The sequence below is a fragment of the Anatilimnocola aggregata genome, from assembly GCF_007747655.1.
GTDB lineage: Bacteria > Planctomycetota > Planctomycetia > Pirellulales > Pirellulaceae > Anatilimnocola > Anatilimnocola aggregata.
In genome coordinates, this window is the sequence record NZ_CP036274.1 from 8,188,440 (window position 1) to 8,215,061 (window position 26,622).

Annotated in this window: 12 protein-coding genes and 1 pseudogene; 9 read left to right on the plus strand and 4 right to left on the minus strand. The window is 59.9% G+C overall.

Going from position 1 to position 26,622, the window contains the following annotated elements; translation table 11 throughout:
- Positions 1 to 135: 135 nt before the first annotated feature.
- The gene (locus ETAA8_RS31195) at positions 136 to 1,809 is read right to left on the minus strand and encodes an RNA polymerase sigma factor (RefSeq protein WP_145098357.1); all 1,674 of its coding nucleotides are present in this window, start codon (positions 1,807 to 1,809) and stop codon (positions 136 to 138) included.
- A gap of 85 nt (positions 1,810 to 1,894) precedes the next feature.
- Here ETAA8_RS31195 and ETAA8_RS36010 point away from each other — a divergent pair, with 85 nt between their 5' ends.
- Positions 1,895 to 2,404, plus strand: a complete 510-nt coding sequence (locus ETAA8_RS36010) for a class I SAM-dependent methyltransferase (protein WP_391484828.1) — start codon at positions 1,895 to 1,897, stop codon at positions 2,402 to 2,404.
- Here the strand turns inward: ETAA8_RS36010 and ETAA8_RS35065 are convergent.
- Positions 2,296 to 2,859, minus strand: a complete 564-nt coding sequence (locus ETAA8_RS35065; RefSeq protein ID WP_202921981.1) for a hypothetical protein — start codon at positions 2,857 to 2,859, stop codon at positions 2,296 to 2,298. The genes ETAA8_RS36010 and ETAA8_RS35065 overlap by 109 nt on opposite strands.
- Before the next feature lie 308 nt (positions 2,860 to 3,167).
- Here ETAA8_RS35065 and ETAA8_RS31205 point away from each other — a divergent pair, with 308 nt between their 5' ends.
- From ETAA8_RS31205 to ETAA8_RS31220, 5 genes and pseudogenes are all read left to right on the plus strand, one after another.
- Positions 3,168 to 3,668: a hypothetical protein gene (locus ETAA8_RS31205; RefSeq protein WP_145098364.1), complete on the plus strand. Its 501-nt coding sequence runs from the start codon at positions 3,168 to 3,170 to the stop codon at positions 3,666 to 3,668.
- 388 nt (positions 3,669 to 4,056) lie between these two features.
- Positions 4,057 to 5,295 carry a DUF1501 domain-containing protein gene (locus tag ETAA8_RS31210; protein WP_202921380.1) on the plus strand — a complete coding sequence of 413 codons (1,239 nt, stop codon included), beginning with the start codon at positions 4,057 to 4,059 and terminating at the stop codon, positions 5,293 to 5,295.
- Between the two features lie 42 nt (positions 5,296 to 5,337).
- Positions 5,338 to 6,804 carry a DUF1501 domain-containing protein gene (locus tag ETAA8_RS31215; protein WP_145098370.1) on the plus strand — a complete coding sequence of 489 codons (1,467 nt, stop codon included), beginning with the start codon at positions 5,338 to 5,340 and terminating at the stop codon, positions 6,802 to 6,804.
- Positions 6,805 to 6,908: 104 nt separating this feature from the next.
- Positions 6,909 to 7,331, plus strand: coding sequence for a DUF1501 domain-containing protein (locus ETAA8_RS35690; RefSeq protein ID WP_261343654.1), 423 nt, complete (start codon positions 6,909 to 6,911; stop codon positions 7,329 to 7,331).
- Positions 7,253 to 8,207 (plus strand): annotated as a pseudogene (locus ETAA8_RS31220) (DUF1501 domain-containing protein). Before ETAA8_RS35690 ends, ETAA8_RS31220 begins: the two are co-directional and overlap by 79 nt.
- 43 nt (positions 8,208 to 8,250) lie before the next feature.
- Here ETAA8_RS31220 and ETAA8_RS31225 read toward each other — a convergent pair.
- Entirely contained in the window at positions 8,251 to 8,637 is a 387-nt protein-coding gene (locus tag ETAA8_RS31225) for a group I truncated hemoglobin (protein ID WP_145098373.1), read from the minus strand.
- Positions 8,638 to 8,752: 115 nt separating this feature from the next.
- On the opposite strand from ETAA8_RS31225, the gene ETAA8_RS31230 reads away from it, so the two are divergent.
- From ETAA8_RS31230 to ETAA8_RS31240, 3 genes are all read left to right on the plus strand, one after another.
- Positions 8,753 to 9,877, plus strand: coding sequence for an alkaline phosphatase D family protein (locus ETAA8_RS31230; RefSeq protein ID WP_145098376.1), 1,125 nt, complete (start codon positions 8,753 to 8,755; stop codon positions 9,875 to 9,877).
- A gap of 86 nt (positions 9,878 to 9,963) precedes the next feature.
- The gene (locus ETAA8_RS31235) at positions 9,964 to 11,298 is read left to right on the plus strand and encodes a DUF1501 domain-containing protein (RefSeq protein ID WP_145098379.1); all 1,335 of its coding nucleotides are present in this window, start codon (positions 9,964 to 9,966) and stop codon (positions 11,296 to 11,298) included.
- 114 nt (positions 11,299 to 11,412) lie between these two features.
- Positions 11,413 to 12,303 carry a threonine ammonia-lyase gene (locus tag ETAA8_RS31240; RefSeq protein WP_202921381.1) on the plus strand — a complete coding sequence of 297 codons (891 nt, stop codon included), beginning with the start codon at positions 11,413 to 11,415 and terminating at the stop codon, positions 12,301 to 12,303.
- Between the two features lie 439 nt (positions 12,304 to 12,742).
- On the opposite strand, the gene ETAA8_RS31245 is transcribed toward ETAA8_RS31240, so the two are convergent.
- Positions 12,743 to 26,560, minus strand: coding sequence for an autotransporter-associated beta strand repeat-containing protein (locus tag ETAA8_RS31245; RefSeq protein ID WP_145098382.1), 13,818 nt, complete (start codon positions 26,558 to 26,560; stop codon positions 12,743 to 12,745).
- Positions 26,561 to 26,622: the final 62 nt, after the last annotated feature.

Sequence of the window (26,622 nt, forward strand, 5' to 3'; positions counted from 1 at the left end):
CGCTCCCCAGTTGTGATCGGAACTCGAGAAACAAACACAGACGTTCGGTATTGATAGTTCGCGAAAGCTGCTGGGGCGTGATAAGCAATGAATGCAGAGCATCTAGGCAACCGCAATTGCCGTGGATGCCCAAGATCAGTGGGGAGGTGCCAAATCCGGTTTCCGCGCGCGGCGCTCCAGTAACGAATCCAACTTAACGGCCGCTGCCCGGTGCTCACGGTTGTCGAAAAATCCGGTAGTGGGCAAAAGGCTGCCGACGGCTGCTTCGCGGGTAATGCGGCGGATCGACAAGCCAAGCGACTCGAGCATCGGCAACGTCAACTTAGGCAGGGAGGCTGCCTGCGGATTCACGCTGATCTCGCGAATTTCAAACGCTAATCTCACCGATTCAGTCACGCTGTAGCTGCTGACGGGAGGCGAGCCAGGAGGGGCATTCGGCGCCAAGGAAATCCGCCCGCCCGCGTCAGGTGAACTCAGTCGGACCAGATTAAAGTTCTCATCATAACTGCGCCCCGTCGCATCCCGTTGCAGCTCCTCAATGAGAGAACCGATGTTGACATCAATCCTCTTTTGTGTCGAAACCGCGACGCTTAGCTCGGTCATAGGTCGCCGAGCGGATTCAGGAGCGCGAATCACGGCTTCGGGAGCAACCCCTTCAGCGACAACCAGCCCACCGGGTGTCTCAGGGTCGAGCTGGACCAGTAGGTTATCGATCACATAGGCATAGGGCCATCCGCCGTGCGTCGATCGTACCAGCATGGCTGCCGATTCTCCGTGCCGCTCAATTACAACTTCAGCGGGCACATGCCCATGACCTGGCACCGATAAAATGGGAACCGACAGGTGGAACCAGGCAAATGCTCCACCTTCGTGCGTGAACCGCAAAAGCTCTCGATCAAGCGTCCGCGCGAGGCCGGCGCCACCATCGAGAATAAACGACTCATCCGAGGAATCAGAGTGAGTGATTGGTGTGGACGCAGTGCCCAGTGAAGCAATCCGTTCGGAGGCAGTCATGGTCGATTTAGCATCGCGGAGCGCGTACACGACAGCCATAGGGGTTCCAACTGACCCGAGGACGATGGCTGCTGCTACCGCCGCGAATTTGACGTTAGCCCAGGCCATCATGTTCATTGCGCCTTGTGCAACAAGAAGAGCCCCGCCAGCCTGAGCTGCAGTGGTCGCCAGCAACACTTGAGCTTGAAGTCCCGATGGTGCCGCCTCGGCGGAAGCAGCTGTGAGTGCGGTTGTTACTGTCGTTACCGTAATCGCTCCCACTCGCCCGCGAAGCATTCCCCGGAGCTTCTCTAACCCGCGCGAAACCCGCTTCTTTGCGGCTTCTTCGCTCAGCCCCAGCGCTAGAGCCAGTTCGCCAAAACTCTTTTTTCCATAGAACCGAAGGCCGACGGCGTCCCGATAGGCAGTCGGCAGTCTGGTCATGGCCTCGTCAACCAAAGGTAAAAGTTCCTGTACCTCGCCTTGATCGGTCGGTGAGTTTGTGGTGCGGAGTCTCATTTCGGCTGCCTTTAGCTCATGCTGCCGCCGCCGTGATTGGGCCTTGCGCGCGTCAGCCGCCGCATAATGAATGACATTCATCAGCCACCCGATTAATACGGTGTTTTGCGGAAGGGACTTGGCTTTTTTGGCCAGCACGATAAACACTGCCTGGGTCACATCCTCGGCAGTTGCGGCGTCGCCCGCACGCCGCAGGCTAACCCCATAAACCCAGTCGATGTGCCGCGACACTAACTCCGAGAACGCCGCTTGCGAGCCCGTGGTTGCGTAGTCGTGCAGGAGTTTCATTTCATCCATGGCAATCTCTGTTCTCAGCAATTAATGGACGCCCAAGACGATCAGGGACAGAAAAACCGAGACTTTCGCCAGAATTCTTCTTTGGATTGATTGGGCCGCGACTCACTTCTGCCGCCAGAAGCGCTGCACAGATGGTCAATGGATGAGTGATCTTCAGTGGCACTTTGGTGCATTGTTTCCGCACGCCTCTGAATTAGGCGTCAGGCAATTCCAGAAGGCGGTGAGGTTTTCTCGCGAGCATCATCGCATGGAGGGCCTCTCGTTTGTTGTCGGCGACGCCGAGAATCTGCCATTTGAGGATGACACTTTCGATGCCGTGGTCAATGTCGAGTCTTCGCACTGTTATCGGTCAGACCCCGCATTCCTGGCTCAGGTGCGACGGGTATTACGAACAGGTGGCCACGTACTTTTCGCGGATCTCATTGGGATCTGGATTTCCTGGGTCCGTGGTCAGGGTCAATTCGGGCATTTTCATTGCTGCAAATCTCAACTCCTGCTTCGCGGTGGCCTGATTTTGGCTGTGGTCGCTTGCCTAATCACTTCTTGTACACGGGATTTTCGTGCGGCTGAGGCGGCAATCTCGTTCAGTTTCTGAGCAACTGCGAAGCCATCGGTCCGAGAAGCTTCGGTTGCAAGATCCAAAGCTGCTTGGGCAATCGTTCGTTGCTCATCTGGTTTGACCACCACTGACGCAGCCCGACCGAGTGCCACGGCTTTCAGGTCTAAGTGGTTGGCTTCGTACTTGGCTGACATCAGGTCAATTGCCCGCAAGGTAAGGGTCGCATCTCCCGCGTCAGATGCAATGTCACGAGCAATTCTCAGCAAGACGAAATTGCCTACAACATCGCGCTCATCTTTCGCAGCTTGGACAATAAGTTTGTGTGCGAGTTCAATCTGTTGCGTTGGAGACTTTGAATTCCGGTACTCATCTTTAAAGATTTCCCGTACCAATTGAGTCGCCTTCTTCTCGGCCTCTTCGTCTGGTTTGGGTAGCTTTACAGCTTCGCCCGTAGGGATGGCTTCGATGGTACCATCCGTCGAACGCTCCACTGCGGTTGAGCTGTCTTGTGGCTGAAACGGCAACTGCGAAGCGGCCGGATTTGAAACGTTTGTCGGGGGGATTAGCGGATACGGCGGCCAATACTTACTGCAACGGATGGAGTACGACTCAGCGTGGTGTCGATGTGCCAGATTTCGTTGGCGCACGAAGCTCGAATGCCGATTTTGGGCTTGGCTGGATAAACGCGTTGTCGGGGTCGGCGCCAGCTGTGAAGCCGGACCAAGCGGCGCCAGGTGTTCGCCGAAGCAAAGACCTTGCCGATTCGCTGGGCCAACCGGGCCAGCGTTCTGGTCGGCAAATGTCGGTACTCATCGGACGTGACCATGTCCCGGATCGCGTTGACTTCGTCCCGCGTGAATTGCTGCGGCGAGGATCGTGGACAGGACGCTTGGTCGGCCAGGCTGCAACGCGTCTCGTTGCTCCAGGCGTGGTACCTGGTGTGAGACAAGCCCACAATGCGGAGCACGGCACGCAGGGTGAAATGCGATCGGGAGCGGTCAATGGCTCTCAGCAGCCGTGTCTTAGCAATGCCTTACGGCAACCGCACGTTGGCCAGGGAAAAGCCCGCGACCTTAAGCAGCAGCGTAATCAGTCGCAGCAGCGAGACGAGGCAGTCAAGGCGACGACGGAGGGCCAGGACCTGTTGCTGCAGGTGAATGTGGTCTGGTTGGCGGCTGGCAACGTGACGACTGGCGCCGCCCTCGGCGCGAGCCAGCCTCGCGCCGTAGATCGGGGTACTCCGCGACGGACAGCCGCGTCGATGCTCTTGGTGTTGCAGACCATCTCTCGCAGGCGATGATCATAACGACGCTGGGTGCGGGTGGTTGAGGTCATGCCTCAATAATCACCCAAAACACGTTGGATTGAAATTCAATGGGGCAGTTAGAAGGGCAGTCCAAGTGGCGAGAACTCGCGCGAAAAGTCCCAAATGTCGTGACACGCAGCACGGAAGAGTGCCTAGTTGCTGTTCATTCCAGGAGACCGGCGAACAACTTGCAGAATCATCTTGTTCATAGCCGAAATAGCTCCTAGACTAGATCCATCAATGCCCGTTGATGCTTCCCGCCGGTTCGTAATCTCACCGCATTTGCCTGCCGAGGTCAACCATGCTCACGCTGTTCGGACGTCCCTTTAAATGTTGCGATAGAGTTTCCCGCCGTGACCTGATTCGCGTCGGCGGAATAGGCATGTGCGGGCTTTCCCTGGCTGGTTTGTTGCGAGCACGAGCCGCGGCCAAGGGAACCGAACGGCGAGCCACGTCGGTCATCTTTGTGGAGCTCGCGGGTGGCCCGACTCATATCGAAACCTACGATCCGAAGCCGAATGCGCCAATCGAATATCGCGGCCCGCTCGGCACGATCTCGACCAACCTGCCCGGTGTGCAGTTCAGCGAACTGATGGTTCAGCAGGCGCGAATCATGGCCAAACTGGCTGTCCTCCGCGCGGTGACCCACTCGTCGAGCAGCCACGGCACCTCGGCCCATCTGACGCAAACGGGCTACTATCTGCGCGATCCGCAGAGGCGAGAAAACGACATGCCGTGCGCCGGCTCGATCACCTCTCAGCTGCGCGGTCCAAATCAGATTGGTGTTCCAGCCTATGTTGCTATCCCGCAAGTCATGCGGTTCGGCGGCCCCGCTTATTTCGGCAAACGGTTCAGCCCGTTCGAAACCGGCGGCGATCCCGCCGCGAGCAAATTCGAGGTGAACAATCTGAGCCTCAACGCTTCGCTCAATCTGGAACGCTTGTCCGATCGTCGCTCGCTGCTCTCCGCGCTGGATGGACAGCGCCGCGCCGCCGACGCCCAAGGAACGGGTGCAGCCATCGATCATTTCAGTCGCGAAGCCTTCGACATGGTCACGGGCGATCGAGCCCGCCGGGCGTTCCAGATCGACGCGGAGAACGACACCACGCGCGACCGTTATGGCCGCCACACGACTGGACAGAGTTTGCTGCTGGCGCGGCGGCTCGTCGAAGCGGGAGTGACGTTTGTCACCGTTCGCGTGGGTGGCTGGGACGATCACGTGCAGATCGAACAGCGGATGAAGGACAAGGGCCCCGCCTACGACCAAGGGCTGGCCGCACTTATTGAGGACATCCACGAGCGGGGCCTCAATCGCGATGTGCTCGTTGTATCGATGGGCGAGTTCGGCCGCACGCCGCGAATCAACGCCAATGCAGGTCGCGATCACTGGGGCACTCTGATGAGCGTCGTGCTGGCCGGCGGCGGCTTGAAAGTCGGCCAGATTGTCGGCTCCTCGAACGACAAGGGAGAAACCCCGCAGGATCTTCCCTACCGCCCCGAAAACATCCTCGCCACGATCTATCGCCATCTGGGAATTGACCCGCAATCGACCTTCAACGATTTTTCCGGCCGGCCACGCTACATCCTGGAGAATCGCGCGTTCGTCAAAGAGTTGATTTGATTCACCGCGAGCAACCGTTCTGCCTGGAAAGGGACCACCGCGATGCTGAATCGTTCCCCATCGTCGGCCATAACCACCAGCCGCCGGCGACTGCTGCAGGGCGTGACCGCCGGCGTGCTGGGCTGCTCGTTGCCGAGTTTGCTGGCCGCCGAGTCTCAAGCAAAGTCCGTGCGACCGTCCGGCGCGCGGGCCCGCAACGTCCTCGTCATCTACGAGGAAGGTGGCATCAGCCAGATGGATTCGTGGGATCCCAAGCCGGATGCCCTGTTGGATCATCGCAGTCCGTTTGCGCCTATCGCCACCAAGGTTCCGGGTATTCATTATTCTTCGCTCCTGTCGCAGGTGTCCCAGCATGCGGACAAACTGGCCGTGGTCCGCTCGATGACCTCGACCACCGCTGCCGGGCACATCGAAGGCTGTCTGGAATTCTTCAAAGGGTATCGCTTCGACTCGCCCGCATTCCGCGGCGCCGATCTCCGCACGCATCGTTTTCCAGATATTGGTTCGGTCGTGACCGAGTCGCTGGGGACCGAGTGCCCGCAACTGCCCGGTTATGTGCTCTGCCCCGGCGCCAATCTGCCGAACCACGTGGGCAACCCGGGATTCCTCGGCTCGGGCCGAGCGCCGTGGAAATTGGGAACGAAAAGCCTGGGGGAAAATCTGGCGGACCGGGCCTGGCGAGTTCGTTCGCTCGATCCCCAGCCGGGAATGAATGCTGAGCGAATGTCACAGCGGCGAAACCTGCTGCAGAGCCTCGATCGCGCCGGCACGACCGTGCAAAGCCAAGGTGAATCGCAAGCCCGCTTCCACGAATACGCGTTCGATCTGCTGACCAGCCCTGAAGTGCAGGGAGCGTTCCAGTTGGAGCGAGAGTCCCCCGCGACGATCGAACGCTATGGCACGGACCACCGTGGCAGGTGCTATCTGCTGGGACGCAAACTGATCGAAGCTGGCGTGCGCTTCGTCACTGTCACGGTCATCCAGCCGCCGGAACTGGTGGGCCGTCCGGGGACCGGCGAATCGAACGGCGTCTTTTTGAACTGGGATCATCATGAGGGGATCTATCGCAACGGTCCCTGCGGCGGTCCCCAGGGAATGAGCAATCAAGAGCGGTACGGTCTGCCCCATGCGGTGATGATGCCCAGCCTCGATCGTTCGCTCAGTGCGCTGCTGGAAGACCTGCACCAGCGCGGCCTGCTGGAGGAAACGCTCGTCTGCTTCATCACCGAGATGGGGCGCACTCCCCGGCTAAACAAATGGCAGGGGCGCGATCACTGGTCGCGAGCGATGTCGATCGCCTTCGCCGGCGCGGGAGTGCCTGGCGGCCAGGTGATCGGCGTCACCGATCGCGAAGGAGGCGACGTGGTCGAACGCCGCTACACCCCCTACGACTACGCCGAAACGATCTACCGCAAACTGGGCATCAACACCGATCAGCGGCTGCGGATGGCCGATGGCCGCCCGGTGGAATTTTCCGACGGCGGCGTGCCGATTCGCGAGTTGTTTTGATTGTGTTCAGTTGCGACCTGGAATGGTAAGATGAAGGTTCCGCCTGACGAATCCCGCCCCAAGTCCCCGCCTCCACAAAGGACTCCCCATGCTTTCGCTTCTTGGTGCGCAGCAAGGGATTCTCCCGGCGCGAAGTGCTGACGATTGGCGCTTTGGGCTTGGGAGGCCTGGCCCTGCCCGATCTGCTGCGGGCGGAGTCAGCCAGCGGCGTTCGCTCGTCGAAGAAGGCGATCATCATGATCTACATGTGCGGCGCGCCGCCGCATCAGGACATGTACGATCTGAAGATGGACGCCCCGGCGGAAATCCGCGGCGAATTTCAGCCGATAGACACAAACGTGCCGGGCATTCGCATTTGTGAACACCTGCCCCGGCTGGCGCGGATTATGGACAAGCTGGTCCCCATCCGCACGGTGGTGGTTCGCCCAACGGCAGTCACGATTCGTTCATCTGTTACACCGGTCGCTCATTCCTACAGCCCCCCGGCGGCTGGCCGTCGGGGGGAGCGACGCTCTCGAAACTGCTGAGGAGCCGAGACGCTGGCACGCCGCCGTTCGTGGGGCTCGCGCCGGTCACCGGGCATCCGCCGTATGGCTCGCCCGGCCATCCAGGGTTCCTCGGCGCTTCGCACAGCGCCTTCCGGCCGAATGGCGAAGCCAGGGCTGATCTGACTCTGAATGGCATTGCGGTTGATCGCCTGCAGGACCGCCGGCAGTTGCTGTCGAGCTTCGATACGATTCGCCGCGAGGTCGAGAACTCCGGCAAGCTCGCGGGCTACGACGCCTTCACGCAGCAGGCCTTAGGTGTGCTCACCTGCAGCAAATTGGCCGAAGCGCTCGACGTGAGCCGCGAAGAACCACGGGTTCTGGAGCGGTATGGCAAAGGCGATCCGAAGAACTACGGCGACGGCGCTCCCCGCAAGCAGGAGCACTTCCTGATTGCTCGGCGGCTCGTGGAAGCCGGCGCGCGGTGCGTCACGCTCAATTTCGGCCGCTGGGATTTCCACTCCAACAACTTCTCCGAGTTCAAGAACACCCACGGCCCGCAGTTCGATCAAGGCCTGAGCGCGCTCGTCGAGGATCTGCACGAGCGCGGCCTGAGCGACGATGTTTCCGTCGTCGCCTGGGGCGAGTTCGGCCGGACGCCGGTCATCAACAAAGACGCTGGCCGCGATCACTGGCCGCAGGTCGGTTGCGCGCTCCTCGCCGGCGGCGGGCCATGTGATTGGCACGACCGATCGACTCGGCGGCGAGCCCGTCGATCGCCCGGTTCACTTCGGCGAAGTCCTAGCGACCCTCTATCACCAGCTGGGCCTCAATCCCAACAAGACGACCGTCCGCGATCTCGCGGGCCGGCCGCAATATCTCGTCGATCGGCACGAACCGATGCGGGAGCTGATCTAACTACAGCGGCCACAGCGTCAATACCGACCAGCTGGAAGGGGAATTACGGCACGACGATATCCCTTTTCGTGCTCGCGACAATCGCGAACAACTCCCGCTGCTCGGCTTGAGGAACCTGAAACTTGTCGAGCGAGTCCTGAAAGTCCTGAAGAAATACCTGCCATTCCGGCTCGGTAATGGCCAGGTGCTCGTGCGATTCGCGCATGCTCTTGCCGGTGTACTTCTGGGGTCCGCCGGTGGCCCAGCAGACCATTTCGGTAACCAGATATTTGAAGCCCGCCTTCGACACGCGGTGGTGAGCCTCGTCGACCTTCGCGTTCGCATTCAGCGCCGGGTTGACCATGATCCGGTCGATGAAGTCATCGACCACGGCTGCGATGCTGTAAACACCGCCTAACCGCTCGTAGATGGAAAGTGAATTTTGGGTCATTCGTGATCTCGTCAGATGCCGGACGGATGAATCGCCGCATCGTATCGACTACGATTAACATCCACAATCACTGATTCGTTTGTGCCTCGGCTGTTCTCAATCGATTGAATCTTCCATGCGTTACCGAATTGGTCTGTTTGGGCTCTGCGTCTTGGGGATCACTGCCGGATCACTCTGGGCCCAAGTCGCCCAGCCGGCTGCGCAGCAGCAGCAGGCCGCTGTGCAGCCTGGCGAGCCGCTGAGTCGCCTCGCCTTTGGTTCGTGCGCCAAGCAGGACAAACCGCAACTCATCTGGGACGCGGTGATCGAAACTAAGCCGCAGCTGTTCTTGTTGCTGGGAGACAACATTTACGGCGACACCCAGGACATGCAGGTGTTACGCGACAAGTGGAACCTGCTCGGCGCTCAGCCCGGCTATCAGCGGCTCAAGAAGTCCTGTCCGATTCTGGCCACCTGGGATGATCACGATTACGGTGCCAACGACGCCGGCGCGGAATATCCGGAGAAGCGCGAATCGCAGCAGATCTTTCACGATTTCTTCGGTGTCCCGCCCAACAGTCCGCGGCGCAAGTACGAAGGTGTGTATCACGCGCAGGTGTTTGGTCCGCCGGGCAAACGCGTGCAGATCATCCTGCTCGACGTCCGCTATTTTCGCAGTCCGCTCGTCAAGGGTTTCAAGCCCGGCGAACCGGGGGACGGTTACCGCGGCGTGTATCTTCCCAATGACGATCCTGCCGCGACCATCCTCGGCGAGGCGCAGTGGAAGTGGCTCGCGGAGCAACTGCGTGAGCCGGCCGAGTTGCGTTTGATTTGCTCCGGTACACAGATTCTGCCGGACGAGCATGGTTCGGAATGCTGGGGCAACTTCCCCCGAGAACGCAAGAAGCTGTTCGCGACCATTCGCGAGTCGCAGGCCAAGGGTGTGGTGCTCCTCAGCGGCGATCGGCATCTCGCGGAGTTGATGAAACTGGCCCCGGAGGAAGCCGGCATTGGCTATCCGCTGTACGAAGCGACCTCCAGCAGCCTGAATGCCCCCAGCGGCAATGTGACGAAGGCCGGCGTGCGCTTCGCCAACGAGATCAATCGCTATCGAGTGGGCCTGACGTTCTTCGACATTAACTTCGGTAACGTCCTGATTGATTGGAATCAGCCTGACCCGCTCGTGCGCGTGCAAGTCCGAGAAGAACAAGGCCAGGTGGTGCTCCAGCAGCAGATCTTGCTCAGTCAACTGCAAAAGTAGCTCCGGCCCGGAAAAATACATGCTTGGACTTTGATGCGTTTTCGGGTAGGCTTGAGGCATCATCGCCCGACTCTCCGAGGTGCCCCATGCAAACGCAGGTTGCTCTCCCTCCCCTTTTGAACGTCGGCCGCCGGCGCTGGCTCCTGCAGGCTGGGCTGGGTGCTCTGACGGGGCTATCCGTTCCGCAACTCCTGCGAGCGCGAGCAGTAGCGGCGGAGCGCGGCCGGGAAAAATCACAGGCGGCAGTCATTCAAATCTGGTTGTCCGGCGGCCCGAGCCAGATCGATACCTGGGACCCGAAGCCGGAGATGCCAGCGGAGATCCGTGGGCCGTATCAGCCGATCGCTACTTCGGTGCCCGGCATTTCGCTCTGCGAACACTTGCCGCTGCAGGCGGCGATGATGGAGAAGTTTGCCATCATCCGCTCGATGGATGCCAGCGCGAGTAATCATTCTCCGATCACGTTTCAAGCGGCGAATCCTCGCGCGCAGCGGACCGAAACCGGACGCCAAGGAGGTGGCTATCCCTCGATGGGTTCCGTCGCGGCGAAGTTCCACGGCGCCAACCAGCCAGGGATGCCGCCGTTCGTTGCGTTAGCGAAGAGCCTGGTCAGCGATATCTACGGCGCGGGCGACTTGGGGCAGGCGTTCGAGCCGCTCGACGGGCTCAATGTCAACGGCCGGTTCGCCATGCCGGAAGGCCTAAGCATCGATCGCTTGCAGGATCGGGCCGCCCTGCGACAGAAGATGGATCGGTTCGAGCAGCGAGTTGCCACAGCTCAGGGGTTTGGCGATCAAGACCGCAGTGTGCGTGAAGCGTTTGACCTCGTGCTCGGCGGAGCCGCTCAACGGGCTTTCGATTTGAGCCAGGAATCGGAGGCCACCCGCGATCGCTTCGGCCGGGACTCGCTCGGCGAGAAACTGCTGCTCGCGCGGCGGCTCGTAGAAGCCGGCGTGACCTACATCACGCTCAGTGATGCCTGGGGGCACTGGGATCATCACGGCGATGAAGTTCGCTGGGGCGGCATCGTGAAAGGCTTGACGCCGATGCTGCCAGTCCTCGATCGCGCGATCACGACGCTGATCAAAGATCTCGACGAGCGCGGCTTGCTGGACAACACCCTTGTGATCGTCGCGGGCGAGTTCGGCCGCAGTCCGATCATGACCAAAACAGCCGGCCGCGATCACTGGCCGGCGGTGATGTCGCTGCTGCTCGCCGGCGGCGGTATTCGGGGTGGACAGGTGATTGGCAGCACCGATCGTCGCGGCGGTGAAATCCGCGACCGTCCGCTCGGCCCCGGCGATCTGGCCGCCACCGTGTTCCACCACTTGGGCATCGACCCCTACGACCATTGGATCAGTACCTCTGGCCGGCCAACACCGCTGGTCGAAACGGGGAAGCCGATTGCCGAATTGTTTTGAGCAGGAGTCCATGTCGATTCGCATTCCCACGATTGCCGATGTCCGCGCTGCCGAACCGATCATCCGGCAGCATGTGTCGCCGACGCCGCTCACGCGCTCGAACGCGAACTGCAGTTGCCACCGACGCGGCGCGTCTGGCTCAAGGACTATGGCTGGACCCCCGCCGGCTCGTTCAAGCTCCTCGGCGCGCTGAACTGGATGGCGAATTCACTGGATCGGATCGGCGACCGCCCCGTGGCAGCGCATTCTTCCGGCAGCTTTGCCTCGGGGATTGCGTTTGCGGGCATGCGTTACCAGAAGCGCGTGATTGTCGTCATGCCGGAGACCGCGCCGCGGATCAAGTTTGAACGCACCCGCTCCTTCGCCGCGGAGATCTGCACCTACGACATTGCCCGCGATCACGAGACGGGCGAGCGCGACCGGATCACGCGCGAGATCGCCGAGCAAGAACAGGCCGTGCAGGCTTCGCCTTACGACGATCCCTTTGTGATTGCCGGCAACGGCGTGGGCGCTTTGGAGGTTGTTCAGGACCTGCAGCGCACGGGGCGCGGCGTTTCACATTTTTATTGCCCGATCAGCGGCGGCGGATTGATGGCGGGTCAGGCTCTTGCCATCGCCGACGGCTTTCCTGCAGCACAGATCATCGGCGTCGAACCCGCTGGGGCGGATGATTTTCGCCAGTCGCTCGCAGCGGGCTCGATCGTGCGGCTCGCGAAGCCGACCAGCATCTGCGATGGCCTGCTGTCCTACGATGTCGGCCACCATAACTGGCCGATCCTCCAGCAACTCGTTCGGCAGTCGCTGGCGATTCCGGACACAGCGACGCAGCAAGCGATGAAATGGCTCTACGACCAGCACGGTCTGCGAACCGAACCTTCCGGCGCCATTACCGTAGCTGGATTGCTGGGCGGCCAGATCGATCTGACGGGCGACGGCGACATCGTCGTCGTGATCAGCGGCCGCAACGTGGATGAGAGCGAGTTTCGGAGGTTTGTTGGCGATTAAGGCGGGAGAGGCATCGATGCGCCTTCGGTTCCGTAGTCGCAGGATGCAGTTACCCTTAACTCGCTCCAAGTCGTTATCTACATCGAGATTACCAATCGCGACAATAACTCGCAACTGGTCTCGGTTACTCTCGAACAGTACTGGTCCATAGTGGTCCCCACGAGTGCAAAAGGGTACAGAGTGGTACACATTAGGCTCGCATCAATTGCGTCTTCAGCCCGTACTAATCGCCGGCATGATTGACAACAAAAACAATTTACTTCCGAGCTGTGCTTCATGAACCCAGGATCTACGGAGTGCGCGGTCGGTCTCTCGGCTGTAGCCAATAACATATTGCTTTGGCACAAATTGGCCTGCGCTCATCTTGAAAACAGCGCAATCGCGGCTGCCGGGACAGATGTTGGCTCTTACTCAGGCTTCGGTCCCGCGTTTGGCTTCTTTACGGATTGATCAGTCGGACGTCAGGTCCTGTGGCGGGGTTGTTGAAGTCGTTGGGGCCGGGGGCGGTGAGGGATTCGTCGGCCATGTCGGCGGCGTCCCAGCTGAAGAGGTCGCTGCCGTTGCCGCCCCAGGCGTCGTCGTCCGAGCCGTCGGGCGCGATGATGGGGAGCAGGGCAAGCACTTCGGGCGGTGGTGCAGCGGCGTTGGAGTTCCCCTGCCAGGCCGTCAGGAGTGCGAGCAGGGCTGCGTCGTTATCCATTGGGTCGCTGTAGGTGTTCGCCGCATAGGTCATCGTGTTGGGAGCCGAAGTCCAGGTGCTGTTCTCTTCACCACCCAGCCCACCGGTGATCAGCAGGTCGTTGCCGTCCCCACCCGAGAGCGTGTCGCTCCCCGTGCCACCGATTAGCACGTTGTTCCCCGAGTGACCCAGCAGCCAATCGTTACCGTCGCCGCCCGACAGCAGGTCGTTGCCGCTGTTGCCTTGCAGCGTATCGTTGCCGCTGTAGCCATACACCCGGTCGTCTCCGGCCCCGGCATCGACGCTGTCGTTACCAGCCCCGGCATGGATGTAGTCGTTGCCCCCACCGGAGTTCACCACGTCGTGGCCACCACCGGCATAGATCACGTCGGCTCCGTTGCCCGAACTGATCGAGTCGTTACCGTCGTTCGGGCCTTGGAAGTCCTGCGGAGTCGGGTCGCCCGGATTCGTCGGCGCGTTATCCCCCCAGATCACGTTCTGGCCTTCGCCACCTGTGATCTGATCGTTCCCGTCGCCACCCACCAGCCAGTCGTTGTTCGAGCCCCCCGCCAGCGAATCGTTGCCCGCTTCGCCATAGAACACGGCCGGGATCTTGGCCGTGGTCTGCGACATCGTGTCGACTCCGTTGCCGCCGTACAGCACGGCCTTGCCCGGCACGTTGTAGTTCATGATCGCGCCGCCGATGCGCACCCGCACCTGATGCGGAAGCGCGGCCGTGGCATTGGCCGAGATCTGCATCAGGTCGTTCCCCGTGGTCCCGCGGCCGAACACGTCGCCGATCTGCACGCCCGTCAACTTGCCGTTGTCGACCAGGTTGAGGTCTTCGATGCTGACCCAACTGAAGGGAGCCGTGTTGGCGCTGAGGACGTTCCCCGACGAACCGGCTCCCACGATCATCGCCGTGTTCTTCGGCACGTCCGTGACATCCAGGTTCAGCACATCGCCCACCGTATCGCCGGCCTGATTGAGCGCCGGCACCGGATCGCCACCGTCGATGAAGATGGTGCTTCCCCCCGCAGTCGCGGCCGTGGTCGGACGAATCAGCCGCGTCGTGGCGGGGACGGCTAGGCCCACGTGCATGGCTCCCGTGTTCCCGATGACCGGGGCCGGAGTTTCGCCGAAGATATCTTCACCATCGTTGCCGTACAGACTGATCGTCCCCACGCCGCTGGCCACGCGGGTGAACGGTAGCTCCGTCACCGGGGTGACCCCGCCCCATTGGTTCGACGTGAAGAGGAGGAACTGATCGTCGCCGTCGAAACCACGCAGGGCCACCGTGTTCAGGTCGTGCGGCACATTGGTCGGGGTGAACCGGCCGTCGATCGTGTCGCCCCCTTGCGTGCCCGTGTAATCGAAGCTGTCGATGTTGCGGAACGTCACCCCGCTGGCGTTGATTCCCGTCACCGCATAGTCCGCATTCATCCCGCCGGCTGCAGCAATCAGCACGTTCGGGTCAGCGGTCGTGTCACCACTGTCGATGATGAACAACTGATCGTTATTGTTCGCTAGGTTGGCGTCTTCCCCGTCGACCACCACCGGGCCGGCGATGTTGTCGACCGTGTCGTTGGCGTCCAGGCCATCGCTGCCGGGGACGTTGGTGTAGTCGGTGGGAGGATCATTATCGACGACGATCGTCGTTTCGCCGTGCAGGCGGAAGGTGTCGCTCCCCAGGCCGCCCGTCAGCGTGGCCGTGACGCCGCTGGGGAGGCTTCGCAGTTGGATGGTATCGGCGGCCCCGCTGTCGGCACCCGGCCCCGCACCAGTCCCCAGCGCGCTACCGGCGTCGAGAGCCAGCGTGGTCAGGCCCAGGGGGTCGAGGCTGATGAGGTCCAGCGTTTCGCCCACGGACGCGCCGGTGTAGCCACCACTGCGGATCGTCACGTCGGCGAAGTTCGCGAAGCGAGTCGCGGCCACGCCACCGTTGCCGACCAGTTGCGAAGCGCCAGTGAAGGTGACGTTCGGGTTAACGACCAGCGAGTTGTTGACCGGATTGAGCGCGTCGTACTGCGACGTCGTCACCGGATCGAGGATGTCGACCACGCTGATTGTCGTCGTGGCCGACGTGCTGCTGGCATCGATCAGCAGCTTGCTGCCGACGGCCGTCTGCTCGCGCAGATGCACGCTATTGACGTTGGCGAACGAGGCCGCGAAGCCCCGCAGCGTACCGCCCGCTGCCTGCACGCTCAGGTCTCCCTGGTTCGCGCCGAAACCGGCCTGGCTGTCAGACAGGTAGGCCACGTCGCGGGCAGTGGTCACATCCAGCACGATCGAGTTCGTGCCGCCGCGGCCATCGAAGTACACGCCCGCCCGATTGTTGCTGAGACTGACCGGCGTGCGGGCGTTGGCGGCGAAGGCTCCGCTGACCGCCTTGCGCGTGGCATCCATCGAGGAGATGCCGGTGGGTGTGACACCCGGTAGCGTGTTCACGCCATCCAAACCGAAGTCGACGAGACCACCTTCGCTGGGGAGTTCGCCCGTGCCCGCCAGAGCGTGAATGCGAACGGCGTCGTTTCCCGCGTTCCCCGCGAAGGTCAGGCTGTTCACCGTGGAGTCGTCGCCGTTGTAGACGCTCGCCCCGTTCAGCGTCACTTTCAAATTCGAATCGCTGGTGAGTTGGACGTCGAATACGCCATCGGGGACTAGCGGGTAGTTGAGCAGGTCAAAGATGTGGTTCACCAGCGGCGAGCCCAAGCCGGTGGTCTGCCGAGTCTCGATCTCCCGATAGGTGATGTCAAGCTGCGAATTGGGTGGATTGGGAAACGAGATGGTCGTGTTCGGGTCGCCATGCGATTCGTTGACCGGACCCGACACGCCCGTCAGATCGACGAACAGCGTATCGCCGGGCAGAGTCGGTTCGGTCGGATCGTCGCCGTCGATGGTGAACGGCGTGGTCGTACTGGCCCGCACCTTGAAGGTGTCGCTGCCGTCGGGATTGTTCGTCCCGTTGTTGCCGTTGAGAATCGTGCTCGCAGCGCTGATCGTGGCCGCAAAGAACTGGTCCCCCAGCAGGATCGTATCGTTGCCATTCCCACCATTGATCGTGATCGTATTTAACGAGGCCGTCAGCACTGCTGTAGCCGTGGTCGCCGCGTTGAATTGATCCGTGCCGGCTCCCAAGCTGATCGTGATGTCGCCGGCCGCATTCGCGGTAATTGTACCGGTAAGTGTGACCGCATCGGCCTCGCTGCCGGTCGTAAGCGTGACGTCACCATTATTCGCAGTCAGCGAGCCGAACAGGTCGACCGTCGCACCATTAAGGGGATCGGCCCCACCGAGATCAACATTGAGCGTGAGGAACGTGCCAGCCGACGCGCTGCCGCCAGCCTGCACCTCCAACGCATCACCCGCATTCAACGTCACACTGCCACCCGTCGATTGCACCGTAACCCCGCTGTTCACCGTCAGGTTTTGAGTGAGGGCCAGCTGATCCACGGTGGAAAGCATCACATCCGCAGCTGCGCCGCTGGCGATTACGTCTTCGCTCACGTCCAGGTTGCCAATCGTGCTGATCGCAATGCCGGTTCCCGTGGCACTCACGCCTATCACCAGTGCGTCAATTCCACCGACCGTCAGGTCGCCCGAGTTGGCAATGAACACGCCACCGGTGCCGCCAACCGCCTCGAGATTTGAGCTAACTGTTTCCAGCGGATCGGCCAACGTACCGACACCTGTGGTACTGAGAAGGACCAAATCGTCAGCTGTGATATCCGGGTTCGTGGCATCGAGATCGGTAATCGCAGTGGCCGCTGTCAGGAACACATCACCGGCCACACCCGCCGCGATCGTTCCCACGCCAATCCCACCCGCAGTCGTCGTGAGAGTGATGTCGTTTGTGTCGGAGTCTGTATTCGACTGCACGTCCGTCGCCGTCATCGTCCCGCCGGATTGAATCGTGATCGAGCCGGCGGCCGTATCGATATCGAACAGGTCGATGCTGCTGACTTCCACGATCAGAATGTTGCCGGCTGCAGTAACGCTGGCATCGAGCGAAGCAACTTCCGTCTCAATCGCGTTAGTAGCTCCGATGCCGGTAGCAGCAATGATCGTGACGCGCGAGCCGGCAGCGTTCGCAGTAATTTCGGTATCGACGTCCGCACCGGCATCGACAACACCACCCGCAGTACTGGTGATGGTGACTGCCAAGAGCGTGGCATTGGTTGTCGTCAGATCGCCCAAAGTAATGTTGCCGGTCGCGGAAACGTGAATAGTTCCGGTACCCGAATCGATGGCCGTATCTGGATCCATCGTCACGGCACCTCCAACCGGTACGCCCGCGTCGCCGGTGATTGTGATGGCTCCGTTGTTGCTTGCCACGTCGCCGGTCGCATTGAACGACACGTCGTTGTCGGCTGTCAGGCTGATCGCACCACCCGCCGAGTTGACCGACGCATTCACGAGCAGATCGGCAGTGGCTCCATTGGCATCGAGCGTGACGCTGTTTGCTCCGCCGGCCGAGACCGCCTGGCTAATCGTGATATTGCCGCTCGTGTTGTTGATGACGCTGATGGTTCCGGCAGTCGTGCTCACGCCCGTCGTAGCGGTGAAGCAAGGCCCCGCGCCCACGGTGCCAATAATCACGCCACCGACGTTGACGACGCTGACGTTTCCGCTCGCAAATGCGGCGAGGTTATCGACATCATTGCTGTTGTCCAAGGTGACATTGCCACCACCTGCACGCACGCCCAGCGTCCCGGCCGTGATCGTCGCGGCCAAAGTCTCAACGACATTGCCGGCAGTTGCTTGCAGTCGAACTGAGTTGCCACCAGCGGCAATGTTATCGCTGATCGTGATATCGCCCGTCAGCACGCACAATTCTAGATCACCGCTGGTAATACCCGTAACCCCGGGCGTGAAACAACCGTCGATCCCGACAGTTCCAATCGTAAAGCCGTCAGCGTCCTGGAAGGTGAAGCTGCCGGTGGTAGTGCCAGCCAGTGTATCGACATCGTTGGTGGCGGTGGGCAAGTTGATGCCTCCCGTGCCAGAGCGGAGGCCCAACGCACTGGCCGTAATTGTGCCGGCCGATTGGCTAATCCCACTGCCGACGGCGTCGGTCTGAAGCCGGAGCGTGCCGCTTCCCAGGTTCACGTTGTCGCTGAGCGTCAGATTGCCAGCGATTACGCAGATCGTCGCATCGTCGTTCGAAGTAGTAATGCCATTCCCGCCGGTGCCCAAGGTTAAACTATTGGCATCGCGATACTCGACCTCTCCACCGACATTCGCAATCAGGTTGCTGACGTTGTTGGTTGTCGGCGCATCGAGGTCGAACACGCCGGTGCCACCACCTGTGGTTAGCAACGACAAGGTGACCGAAGTGATCGTGCTGGTGGCGGTCTGAGTAGCGTTGCTCGTGGGACCAGCTTCGGCGTTCAGGTCGAGCGTCACCGTGCCCGCAACGGCCGAGACACCACCGCTGAGGTCCATCAAGCCATCGTTGTCAGTATCAGAGAAGCCTGAATCAAACGTGACGTTGCCAAGAGTAGCAGTGACCAGGCCGGTGCTCTGAATCACGATCCGGTCACCAGCTTCAAACAGCACGTTGCCCGTCGTCGCGGTGACGGTAACGCCGCTGTTCACTGTAATGTTGTCCGTATTTGTCGCGGCTGATTCCAACGCCTGGGCCGTGATGTTGGTGGCCGAGGTGTTCACAGCGAACGTAATCGGACTACTCGCGATTAGAAAGGCTGCGCCACCGGTGTTCGCCGAGGTCGCTACTCCGACGACCGCATTCACCACGAATCCGCCGGTGCCTACCAACTCCGTCAGGCGCACATCCCCCGCAGTCGAGTTGTTGAAGCCGACATTCGTCAGATTCATCTCAATCGCATCGGCGGAACCAATTCCGCCGGACGCCAAGAGTGCCGCATCGCCGCCCGATAGGTTCAGAACACCAGCGTTGTTATCGATGATGGCCCCCCCGCTTCCGGCTGTCGAAGTAGTGTTCACCGTGATCTGACCGGGGGCAGCGCCCACTTCCAGCAAACCCAACGCCGCGCCCCCGGTGCCACCAGCAGCTGTATTCACCCGCACCACAAGTGCCGTTGCGGTCGCATTGGTAGTGACGATGCTCGTGCCACTCGCCTGAGTGAATCCCTCTGACCCGGCACCATCCTGGTTGGCACTGATAGAAATGGTGGACGCACCAGCATTCACATTGGCATTGAGCGACACGGTGTTGCGTGCCGTCATGCTCACGCTGCTCACGGTGGTAATGGGCGCGGCTGCACTCTGCGAAATTTCATCCGCGATCGCCACATTCAATCCACCCGCCAGGTTCACCGCAGCAGTGGTGAACGAGACGTCACCACGCGTACCGCTTGCGTCAGCAGTAATCGTCAGGTCGTTGACTAGATTGCCTCCAGCGCTGTTAAAACCTGCGAGCGTAACGTTACCGCCCACCGAAGTGGAGCCAGTATTCGAGGTATCAATCGCCAGATTCACATTCGCATTCGTCGCTGAAACGGCTGACGTGCCGAAGTTAACACCACCGACATCCGTCACATTGGCGGTGCTGCCGCTTTCCGTATCAATCGTCAACGTCGAAGCCGCAACAACTCCCAGGATGATGTTGCCGCCGCCGGTCACGGAGAACGATGCCGCATCATTCGTTGTATTGCCATTATCGAGTGAGATATCTCCAGTCAGCGTGATCGTTCCGTCGGTCGTAGTTCCATCGGTGTTAAGCGACAAATCGTTGATGGTAAAGTTCGCTATTCCGGCACCGTCCGTATCAAGGACAGCCGGGAGTGTGATTGCCCCCGCCGCGAACGCCATTGTTGTCCCGGTAGTAATCGCCAGATCTGCACCTTTGGTAGCACCTGAGGCGGTATCCACATCCACCGAGGTAATTCGGGTATTGGCAGCAGTCCCCAGGTTCACATTGCCGCCATTGCCGTTGTTTCCTTGCTCGGTATCGATCGTGAGGGTCGCTCCCCCCGAAGCTGCGGCAGGCGAAATCACGATCGTCGCCAAAGAGGTTGTGTTGCTATTAGCAACTACAAAATCGCCTGCGTCACCGGCAGCGAGGTCAAGACTAATGTTTGCCGTCAAAGTGATTGAACCGTCGGACGTACCGCCGTCAGAATTAAGGCTGACATCGTTGAAATACTGCCCCAGCAAATTGGTAAGGGCAGGGATCGAGATATTTCCCCCCGTAGTTGTCGCGGACGAATCGAGTGTCAAATCGACCCCTGCTACGTTCGACGACCAATTATTGATGAGGGAGATTGACCCGCCGACACCGTCTGCTTGATGAGAGTCAATGGTAATGGACGCGGTCGGACGCCCACGCCCCGACAAACTAATATTCCCTTCGACAAAGATGCTCTGGCTAAGCCGAAGCTCTCCAGAGGTCGATCCTTGTGCCACCTCTGTCAAACCTGCCAAAAAATAATCTGCTCCGCCGTTGTCATCCACCAAGCCGTGAGCAATGAAACCACCAGTTCCGCTAGCGACATTGGTATTGATCGTTAGCAACACATTCGCAGCCGTGGCGTAAATGTTAGCCAAACCAAGATTGACCTCGCCAGGTGCTGCTGTACCATTTTCCGTGTCAATGGTTAAGGTGCTGGCAATCGCTACCTTAGTACCGCTGTAAGTAAAGGCAGCCGTATCACCGCCATTGGACAACGTGACATTGCCATCTAGTATCAGCAGACCTGCAGTACCCGCGCCCGAGCCATTGGTGTTAATGGTAACGTCGTTCAAAAAAGCGCCGCCAGTTCCACCAAGCTGTTTGAGCGTCACTGCGCCGCCGTTGAATGCTCCGGCGGTCACATTGGCATTGATGACCAGGTCGCGACCCGCAACGTCGGCGCGGATTAATGTGGTACCAGTGAAATTGACGGCTCCGGCGTTACTATTGTTGCCAGATTCCGTATCAATGGTGACTGTGGCTCCGTCGAGCACAAATGCCGTCGCGGCGGCAATGGTGATTGCAGACCCATCGGTGCTCAGGTTTGAGCTCGTGCTGATTGTGCTTCCGCTCAGCGCGATGGTGCCTGTTGCGCCACCGGCTACGGAGTTGATCGCTTGGTTGATGTCGATCGTTTGTGCCGCCAGCGAAACGGCACCGGTCGAAGGTCCAACTCCACCTCCCAAAGTTAGCGCTGCGTTGATCGAGATACTGTCTGCACCACCCTGGCCGTCAATCGATACGGCAGCCGCAAAGCCTGTGGGCACCGATGTGATCGTCACACCGTCGTCACCGGTGATATCGCCCAGAATGTTTAAAGCGACCGTGGGAGTGACGAAGTTCAAGTCTTCTGCACCCACATCGAAGTCGGCCAGCATCATTCCACCGCCAGCATCCGTGATGATGGTGTTGATCGCACTGGCAAAGCCGTCCACGACGTCGTTGTCGATATCCAGCGTAACGCTACCCGCAGGCGAGGTCACCACCACCGGTTCCAGACCGGTGAAGTTCACGGTTCCCGTGCCTCCCGCTCCGCTGAGCGTAATCTTGCCTGCTCCAACACCAGTTACCTTATATTCGAGCAGATCGAACGTGCCACCCTGAAGTAGCAGGTCGTCGCCGGTCACGGTCGCTTGAGTGCCGCCGTTGAAATTGACGAGCTCGGCAAATACTCCTCCGGCGTAATCGATTATTGCGGAGTCATCATCCCCTTGGCCATTCAGTGTGATGCTATCAACATTTGCCAATAAGGCGGAGTACACCACGACACCGTTCAGGCTGACTTCGAGGTTGCCACCAACTTGAATGACAAGAAAGTCGTCACCATTGGCAGTGCCATTGATGCCGGGTGTTGCGCCCGCTTCCGTCAGCGTGACGTCGCCGCCGACATAGCTGATGGTGTAGTTCACACCGTCTTCGTGGAAGGTATCCCCTTCTTCCAACACGCGGCCATTGTGAGTGAAGCGACCAGTAATCGAGGTCGCGTCGAGAATGGTGAGAGTGCTGCCCGTAGTTGGGGCTGCTGTTGTATTGAGCACCAGCGGCGCGTTGGCCAGTGTTGCAACGCCATTGACGACCAGTTGATCGTAGTCTGTCCCGGCTATCCCCGAGCCATTGATATCGACCACGAAAACCGCGTCGCTATCAAAGGTAATGGTGCTTCCCAGCATCAATTTGCCCACACCATTGGCAGCGGGGGCAATCGTCGAGACGCCCGTTTCCGCCGCATCGACGCTGCCGCCTACGGTGCCGTTGTTGCCACCGAGCGTCGCGCCACCGGCCACCGTCACCGCACTCGCGGCATCCGTACTGCCATTGACCAGCAACGTGCCGTTACTGACTGTCGTCGAACCGGTGTAAGAGTTGGAACCAGAGAGCGTGAGTGTACCTGCTCCTTGCTTAACCAGACTGCCCGCTGAACTGCCGTCGCTAATCGAACCACTGAAATTCCCTGACAGGTCGTTGGTATTGCCAATGGAAAGTGTGTTGCCGTTGAGTGTCGCGCTCCCGGCACCGGCTAAGGCTCCGATGGTTTGAGACGCGCCAACATGGAAGAAAGCGCCCCCATCAATCTCGAAGTCGGCGAAGGCACCGAGTGCTGTCGCGTTGTTCGAGTGCAGGGTGCCAGCCTCAATGTCCACCGCCGTTCCGCTTACCAAACTCGTCGCCGGGCTCGACAGCACCAGATCGCCCAGACCTTGCTTGACAAGCGTCGTGGGAATGCCACTGTCATTCAAACCGCCCAGTTGCAAGGTGCCGACACCAGCACCGTTATTCGCAACAATCACCGTTGCTGCAGTGTTGACGGCTGCCGCTCCCAAGGTCAAACCATAAGCCTGACCTGCCGGAGTACCCGAAGTCGTGACATTCAAAGTTGCCCCGTCGCCGAGATTAAGGCCACCCAGGGTGACATTGGAGGCAAAACTGTTCCCCACGACAACCGTGTTGCCGGTGACACCTGCCGGCACATTCACTGCATTGACGTACGTCGCCGGCAGATTGGCAGCCGTGTCGGTGTACGCGTACGTGAAGTTGCTGATCGTTTGAGTCGAGGTCTCACCGCCGGTGCCACTCGTGAACCCGATGAAACTTGTGGGACCAACTGCGACGGGAATATTGATGGCCAAGGCCGGCAGCGTGAACGTGTTCGCACCTTGGGTGAGCGTCGCAGATAAGCTGGTTCCGTCGTACGATAAGCTAACCGAGATCGGGGTTCCGTTGCCAACCAGCACCGGGGCCGGACTGCCGCCAGGAAGGGTGTAGTTGAGGCCGACTACGCCGTTGGTGATCAGCTTTGCACCGCGAGGTCGGCCCTCCCAGATATCGAAGCCCAGCGCCACGCTGGGTGTGATTCCGGCGTACCCAAAACTGCCGCCGCTTCCGCCCAAGGCACCCACGCCCCGAGGGTCGTTATGCATGACAAACGTAAACCCATCAGAGCCAGTAGGTGTGGTATTAGGATTGTTATAAGTGAAGTTTACGGTGAACTTGCTGGTGGCGACCCGCTGATTGAAATAGGCGCTGCGGGCCTGATTGGCGGCACTTGAAATGGTCAGCACGTTAGTGGCTACTGTCGCCGCGCCATTCAACGTCCAGCCGGCTCCATTGGTGCCAAAGCCGGATAACGAACTGACCGCTGGGCTGACCGAAAGCGTGCCCCCGTTTTCTGTAACCGTTCCCGTGCCCAGTGCTCCTGGTGCTGTCGCGACAAAACTGCCCGCAGAAATAGTGGTGCCACCGCTGTAGGTATTGTTGCCATGCAGCGTGACTGTTCCTGTACCGACTTTGGCAATGGTCAGGGCATTCGCACCGTTAGTAACTCTGCCCGCAAAATTTGTTGAAGCGTCATTATTGCCGATGGTCAGAGTAGCCGCCGCCGCACCGCTGTTGGTGATGAGTGCATTTCCGCTGGTACCGGCACCATACGTGGCCGGCATCACAACGTTGTTGATCGTTTGATTGAATCCGTTCAGATTGAAGGTCGCTCCGGAGACGTTGGCGATTAAGATGGACGCCGAAGCGGGGAAGGCATCGGCAACACCCAGGCGAGCCTCACCTTGGTCGATGCGCAGCGTGGCCGGCGTGAAGGAAGTCGTAGCGTTCGAGAATTGAACGGTGCCAAGCCGCACCCCGACGCCGTTGGAAGCAGTCGAGGTGATGGGGCCAGTGAGATTGAGTACCCGATCCCCGGCATCGGACCCTAAATGGTTTCCACCAGCAACAGCATTTCCGGAGATGCTGATATCTCCGCTCCAGGTTGTCGTGGCCGCGGCACCATTGGCGAAATGCAGAACTCCTTGCCCAGAAATCCCGCCACCTTGAATGTTTAAGGTATTCGGGATGTTGAGGTTTGGCCCCACACGCAGTTGGTTGTTGGCGGTGTTGTCGACCGTCACCGCGCTGGTGCCGAACGCGCCGCTATTGCTCGCCAGAATGCGACCACCACCGGTGATGGTTGTGGAGCCTGAATAGGTATTTGCAGTGCTGAGTGTCAATACCGGGCTATTGTTGCTGCCGCGGGCCGTAATGCCACCAGTGGTACCGGTGATGGGGTTAGTGTTGACAGTGATCGGGCCGTTGTTTCCATTGGCGTTGGCAGTGTCGAAAGTAATGAAGTTAGTGCCAATGCCGATCCCGCCCGAAAGCGTGAGCGTGCCACTATCGGATTGAACTTCTGCGTTGCCCGCCAACGAGATCGGTCCCGCAAAACTACTCGTACCTGCACGATTGCGCAGCGCTCCGGTGCTTCCCACGCCAGTCCCATTCAGGCTGAGGCCCTCGAGCGAGGAATAGCCCACTGAACCTTGGAGTTGCAACTGGGCACCACTAGCGACAGTTGTCGAACCTGCCACTGCGCCAAGTGCATTGTTCCCACTGATGGCCAAAATGCCGGTGTTCACCAGGGTATTGCCAGCGTAGGTGTTGTTGCCGTTGAAAGTCAGCAGGTTGGCACCACCCTTAATCAGGTCGCCAGCGGTGGTCTGGGCAACGACACCCACGATCCGCGAGTTCGCCGTGTTCGTGTTGATCGTAACCGCATCGGCGAAGTTCGCGGAAGCAAAGGTAGCCGTACTGTTTGTACCGGCCTGGGTGCCGTTGATATTGAGCGTGCTGTTGGCGCTTGCCGCTAGTTCGCCAAACGAGACGCCACCGACTTGCAGTTCGAACGTCGCCGTGCCGGAGACAGATACCGGGTTGTTCGGCGCAAACGCCGAACCGGCTGCATTGGCGTAGGCAGCAAATGAACCGACGGTCGTCGGTCCACTGACCGTGGCGGGATTAATGTTGGCCCAGGCAACCGCCGTTCCAGTGGTGCGCCGAATGTTAGCAATTAACACGGAGCCGACACCTCCTTCGCGCGAGGCAATTGCAATCGGATAGGCAACGCCAGCCGTCAGTGTGATGGCAGCCCCCGCATCCGAACCACCTGATGTCGCCCGGTAAGCCACTCGTTCATTCAAACTGGCGGTGCCACTGGTCAAAAACCGTCCGTTTTGATCGCGGTCGAGATAAATGGCCGCTTCGTCATCAATATTGGTGGTTCCTACCTGGTTACCAACACCAAACTGGTAGTCGCCCGTAGCCGATGGGGTGAAATAACCTCGGAAGAGGAACATGTAGTTATCGGTATTCGACATCGCATAGCCCGAACCGGGCGAGGCCGTAGCCCCCGTAAACGCTGCATCGTTACCAAAATTGATCGTTCCGGAGCGGACGTTGGTACCTGCCGGGGTCGTTCCTAACAGACCGCCGGTGGCAGTATTGTTACCGATGTTGGTAATCAGTGCCGTTCCGGCCCCCGCATCGAACCAACTCATCGCCAAATTGCCGTTCGGCCCCCGCGGTGCAGAAAACTCCGTGGCCGGCGAGACAATTACCGTCGCCCCATTATTGGTAAGCGTGCCGGTGCCAATCGGATTGGTGTTCACGGTGCCATTAAAGGTAGTCTGGAGATTGAGCGTACCTGCGCTGACCGTCGTGCCACCGTTGTGCGTATTGTTACCGCTGACGACGAGTGTGCCGCTCCCTGACTTCGTCAGTCCTCCCGCCCCTGCGATAACGCCGGACAGCGTGCTGGTGAGGTCGGTGTTGGTGACATTCAAACCAGCGGTTGTGATGATCGCACCGGTCCCCGAGACATTCACGCCGCTTAGGCTAATTGCCCCGGCCGAAGCAGTGAGTGGGGAATTCACATTGATGTTGCCCGTCGCATCTGGATCACTCAGCGCGACGTTAATTCCAGCCGAGGTAATTAATCCCACGCCCGAAAATGTGACGCTGTTTGCACCGGCAGTAGTCAGGCTATTGTCGATTGCCAGTGAGGCGGCCAGGTCGGCGGTGGGGATGGCGATGGTATTGGTACCACTTCCGACTGCGGTATCGCCTCCAGTCTGAGTAAATACTCCGGTGCCTCCCGCCACGACAAACGAGACGGTTCCGGTGGCTTCCGAAATTGTCAGTGCCTCGTCGTTTTCGAGCGAAATGGCTAACGTGTTGGCAACTTCGAACCAGGTATAAACCGCCATCAGCGAGCGGTCTTCGAGGGCCTCTAGGAACGAACGGCGGCGACGTTTGAGCGCCTTCGCCTGTTGTTGCTTGCCAAGAAAACGAGACCACAACGACCGAGCTGTGCGGTTGAGCATGGGAGAGGTAAGGCTAGTGAGAGAGGTGTGTTTCGCCTAGGCTGAGCCGTTACTCTCAAGCT

Coding starts and splice junctions, on each gene's coding strand:
- ETAA8_RS31210 (WP_202921380.1), top strand. CDS start 4,057: ATGTGCGGGCTTTCCCTGGCTGGTTTGTTGCGAGCACGAGCCGCGGCC.
- ETAA8_RS31225 (WP_145098373.1), bottom strand. CDS start 8,637: ATGACCCAAAATTCACTTTCCATCTACGAGCGGTTAGGCGGTGTTTAC.
- ETAA8_RS31230 (WP_145098376.1), top strand. CDS start 8,753: ATGCGTTACCGAATTGGTCTGTTTGGGCTCTGCGTCTTGGGGATCACT.
- ETAA8_RS31245 (WP_145098382.1), bottom strand. CDS start 26,560: ATGCTCAACCGCACAGCTCGGTCGTTGTGGTCTCGTTTTCTTGGCAAG.
- ETAA8_RS31215 (WP_145098370.1), top strand. CDS start 5,338: ATGCTGAATCGTTCCCCATCGTCGGCCATAACCACCAGCCGCCGGCGA.
- ETAA8_RS31235 (WP_145098379.1), top strand. CDS start 9,964: ATGCAAACGCAGGTTGCTCTCCCTCCCCTTTTGAACGTCGGCCGCCGG.
- ETAA8_RS31195 (WP_145098357.1), bottom strand. CDS start 1,809: ATGGATGAAATGAAACTCCTGCACGACTACGCAACCACGGGCTCGCAA.
- ETAA8_RS31205 (WP_145098364.1), top strand. CDS start 3,168: ATGTCGGTACTCATCGGACGTGACCATGTCCCGGATCGCGTTGACTTC.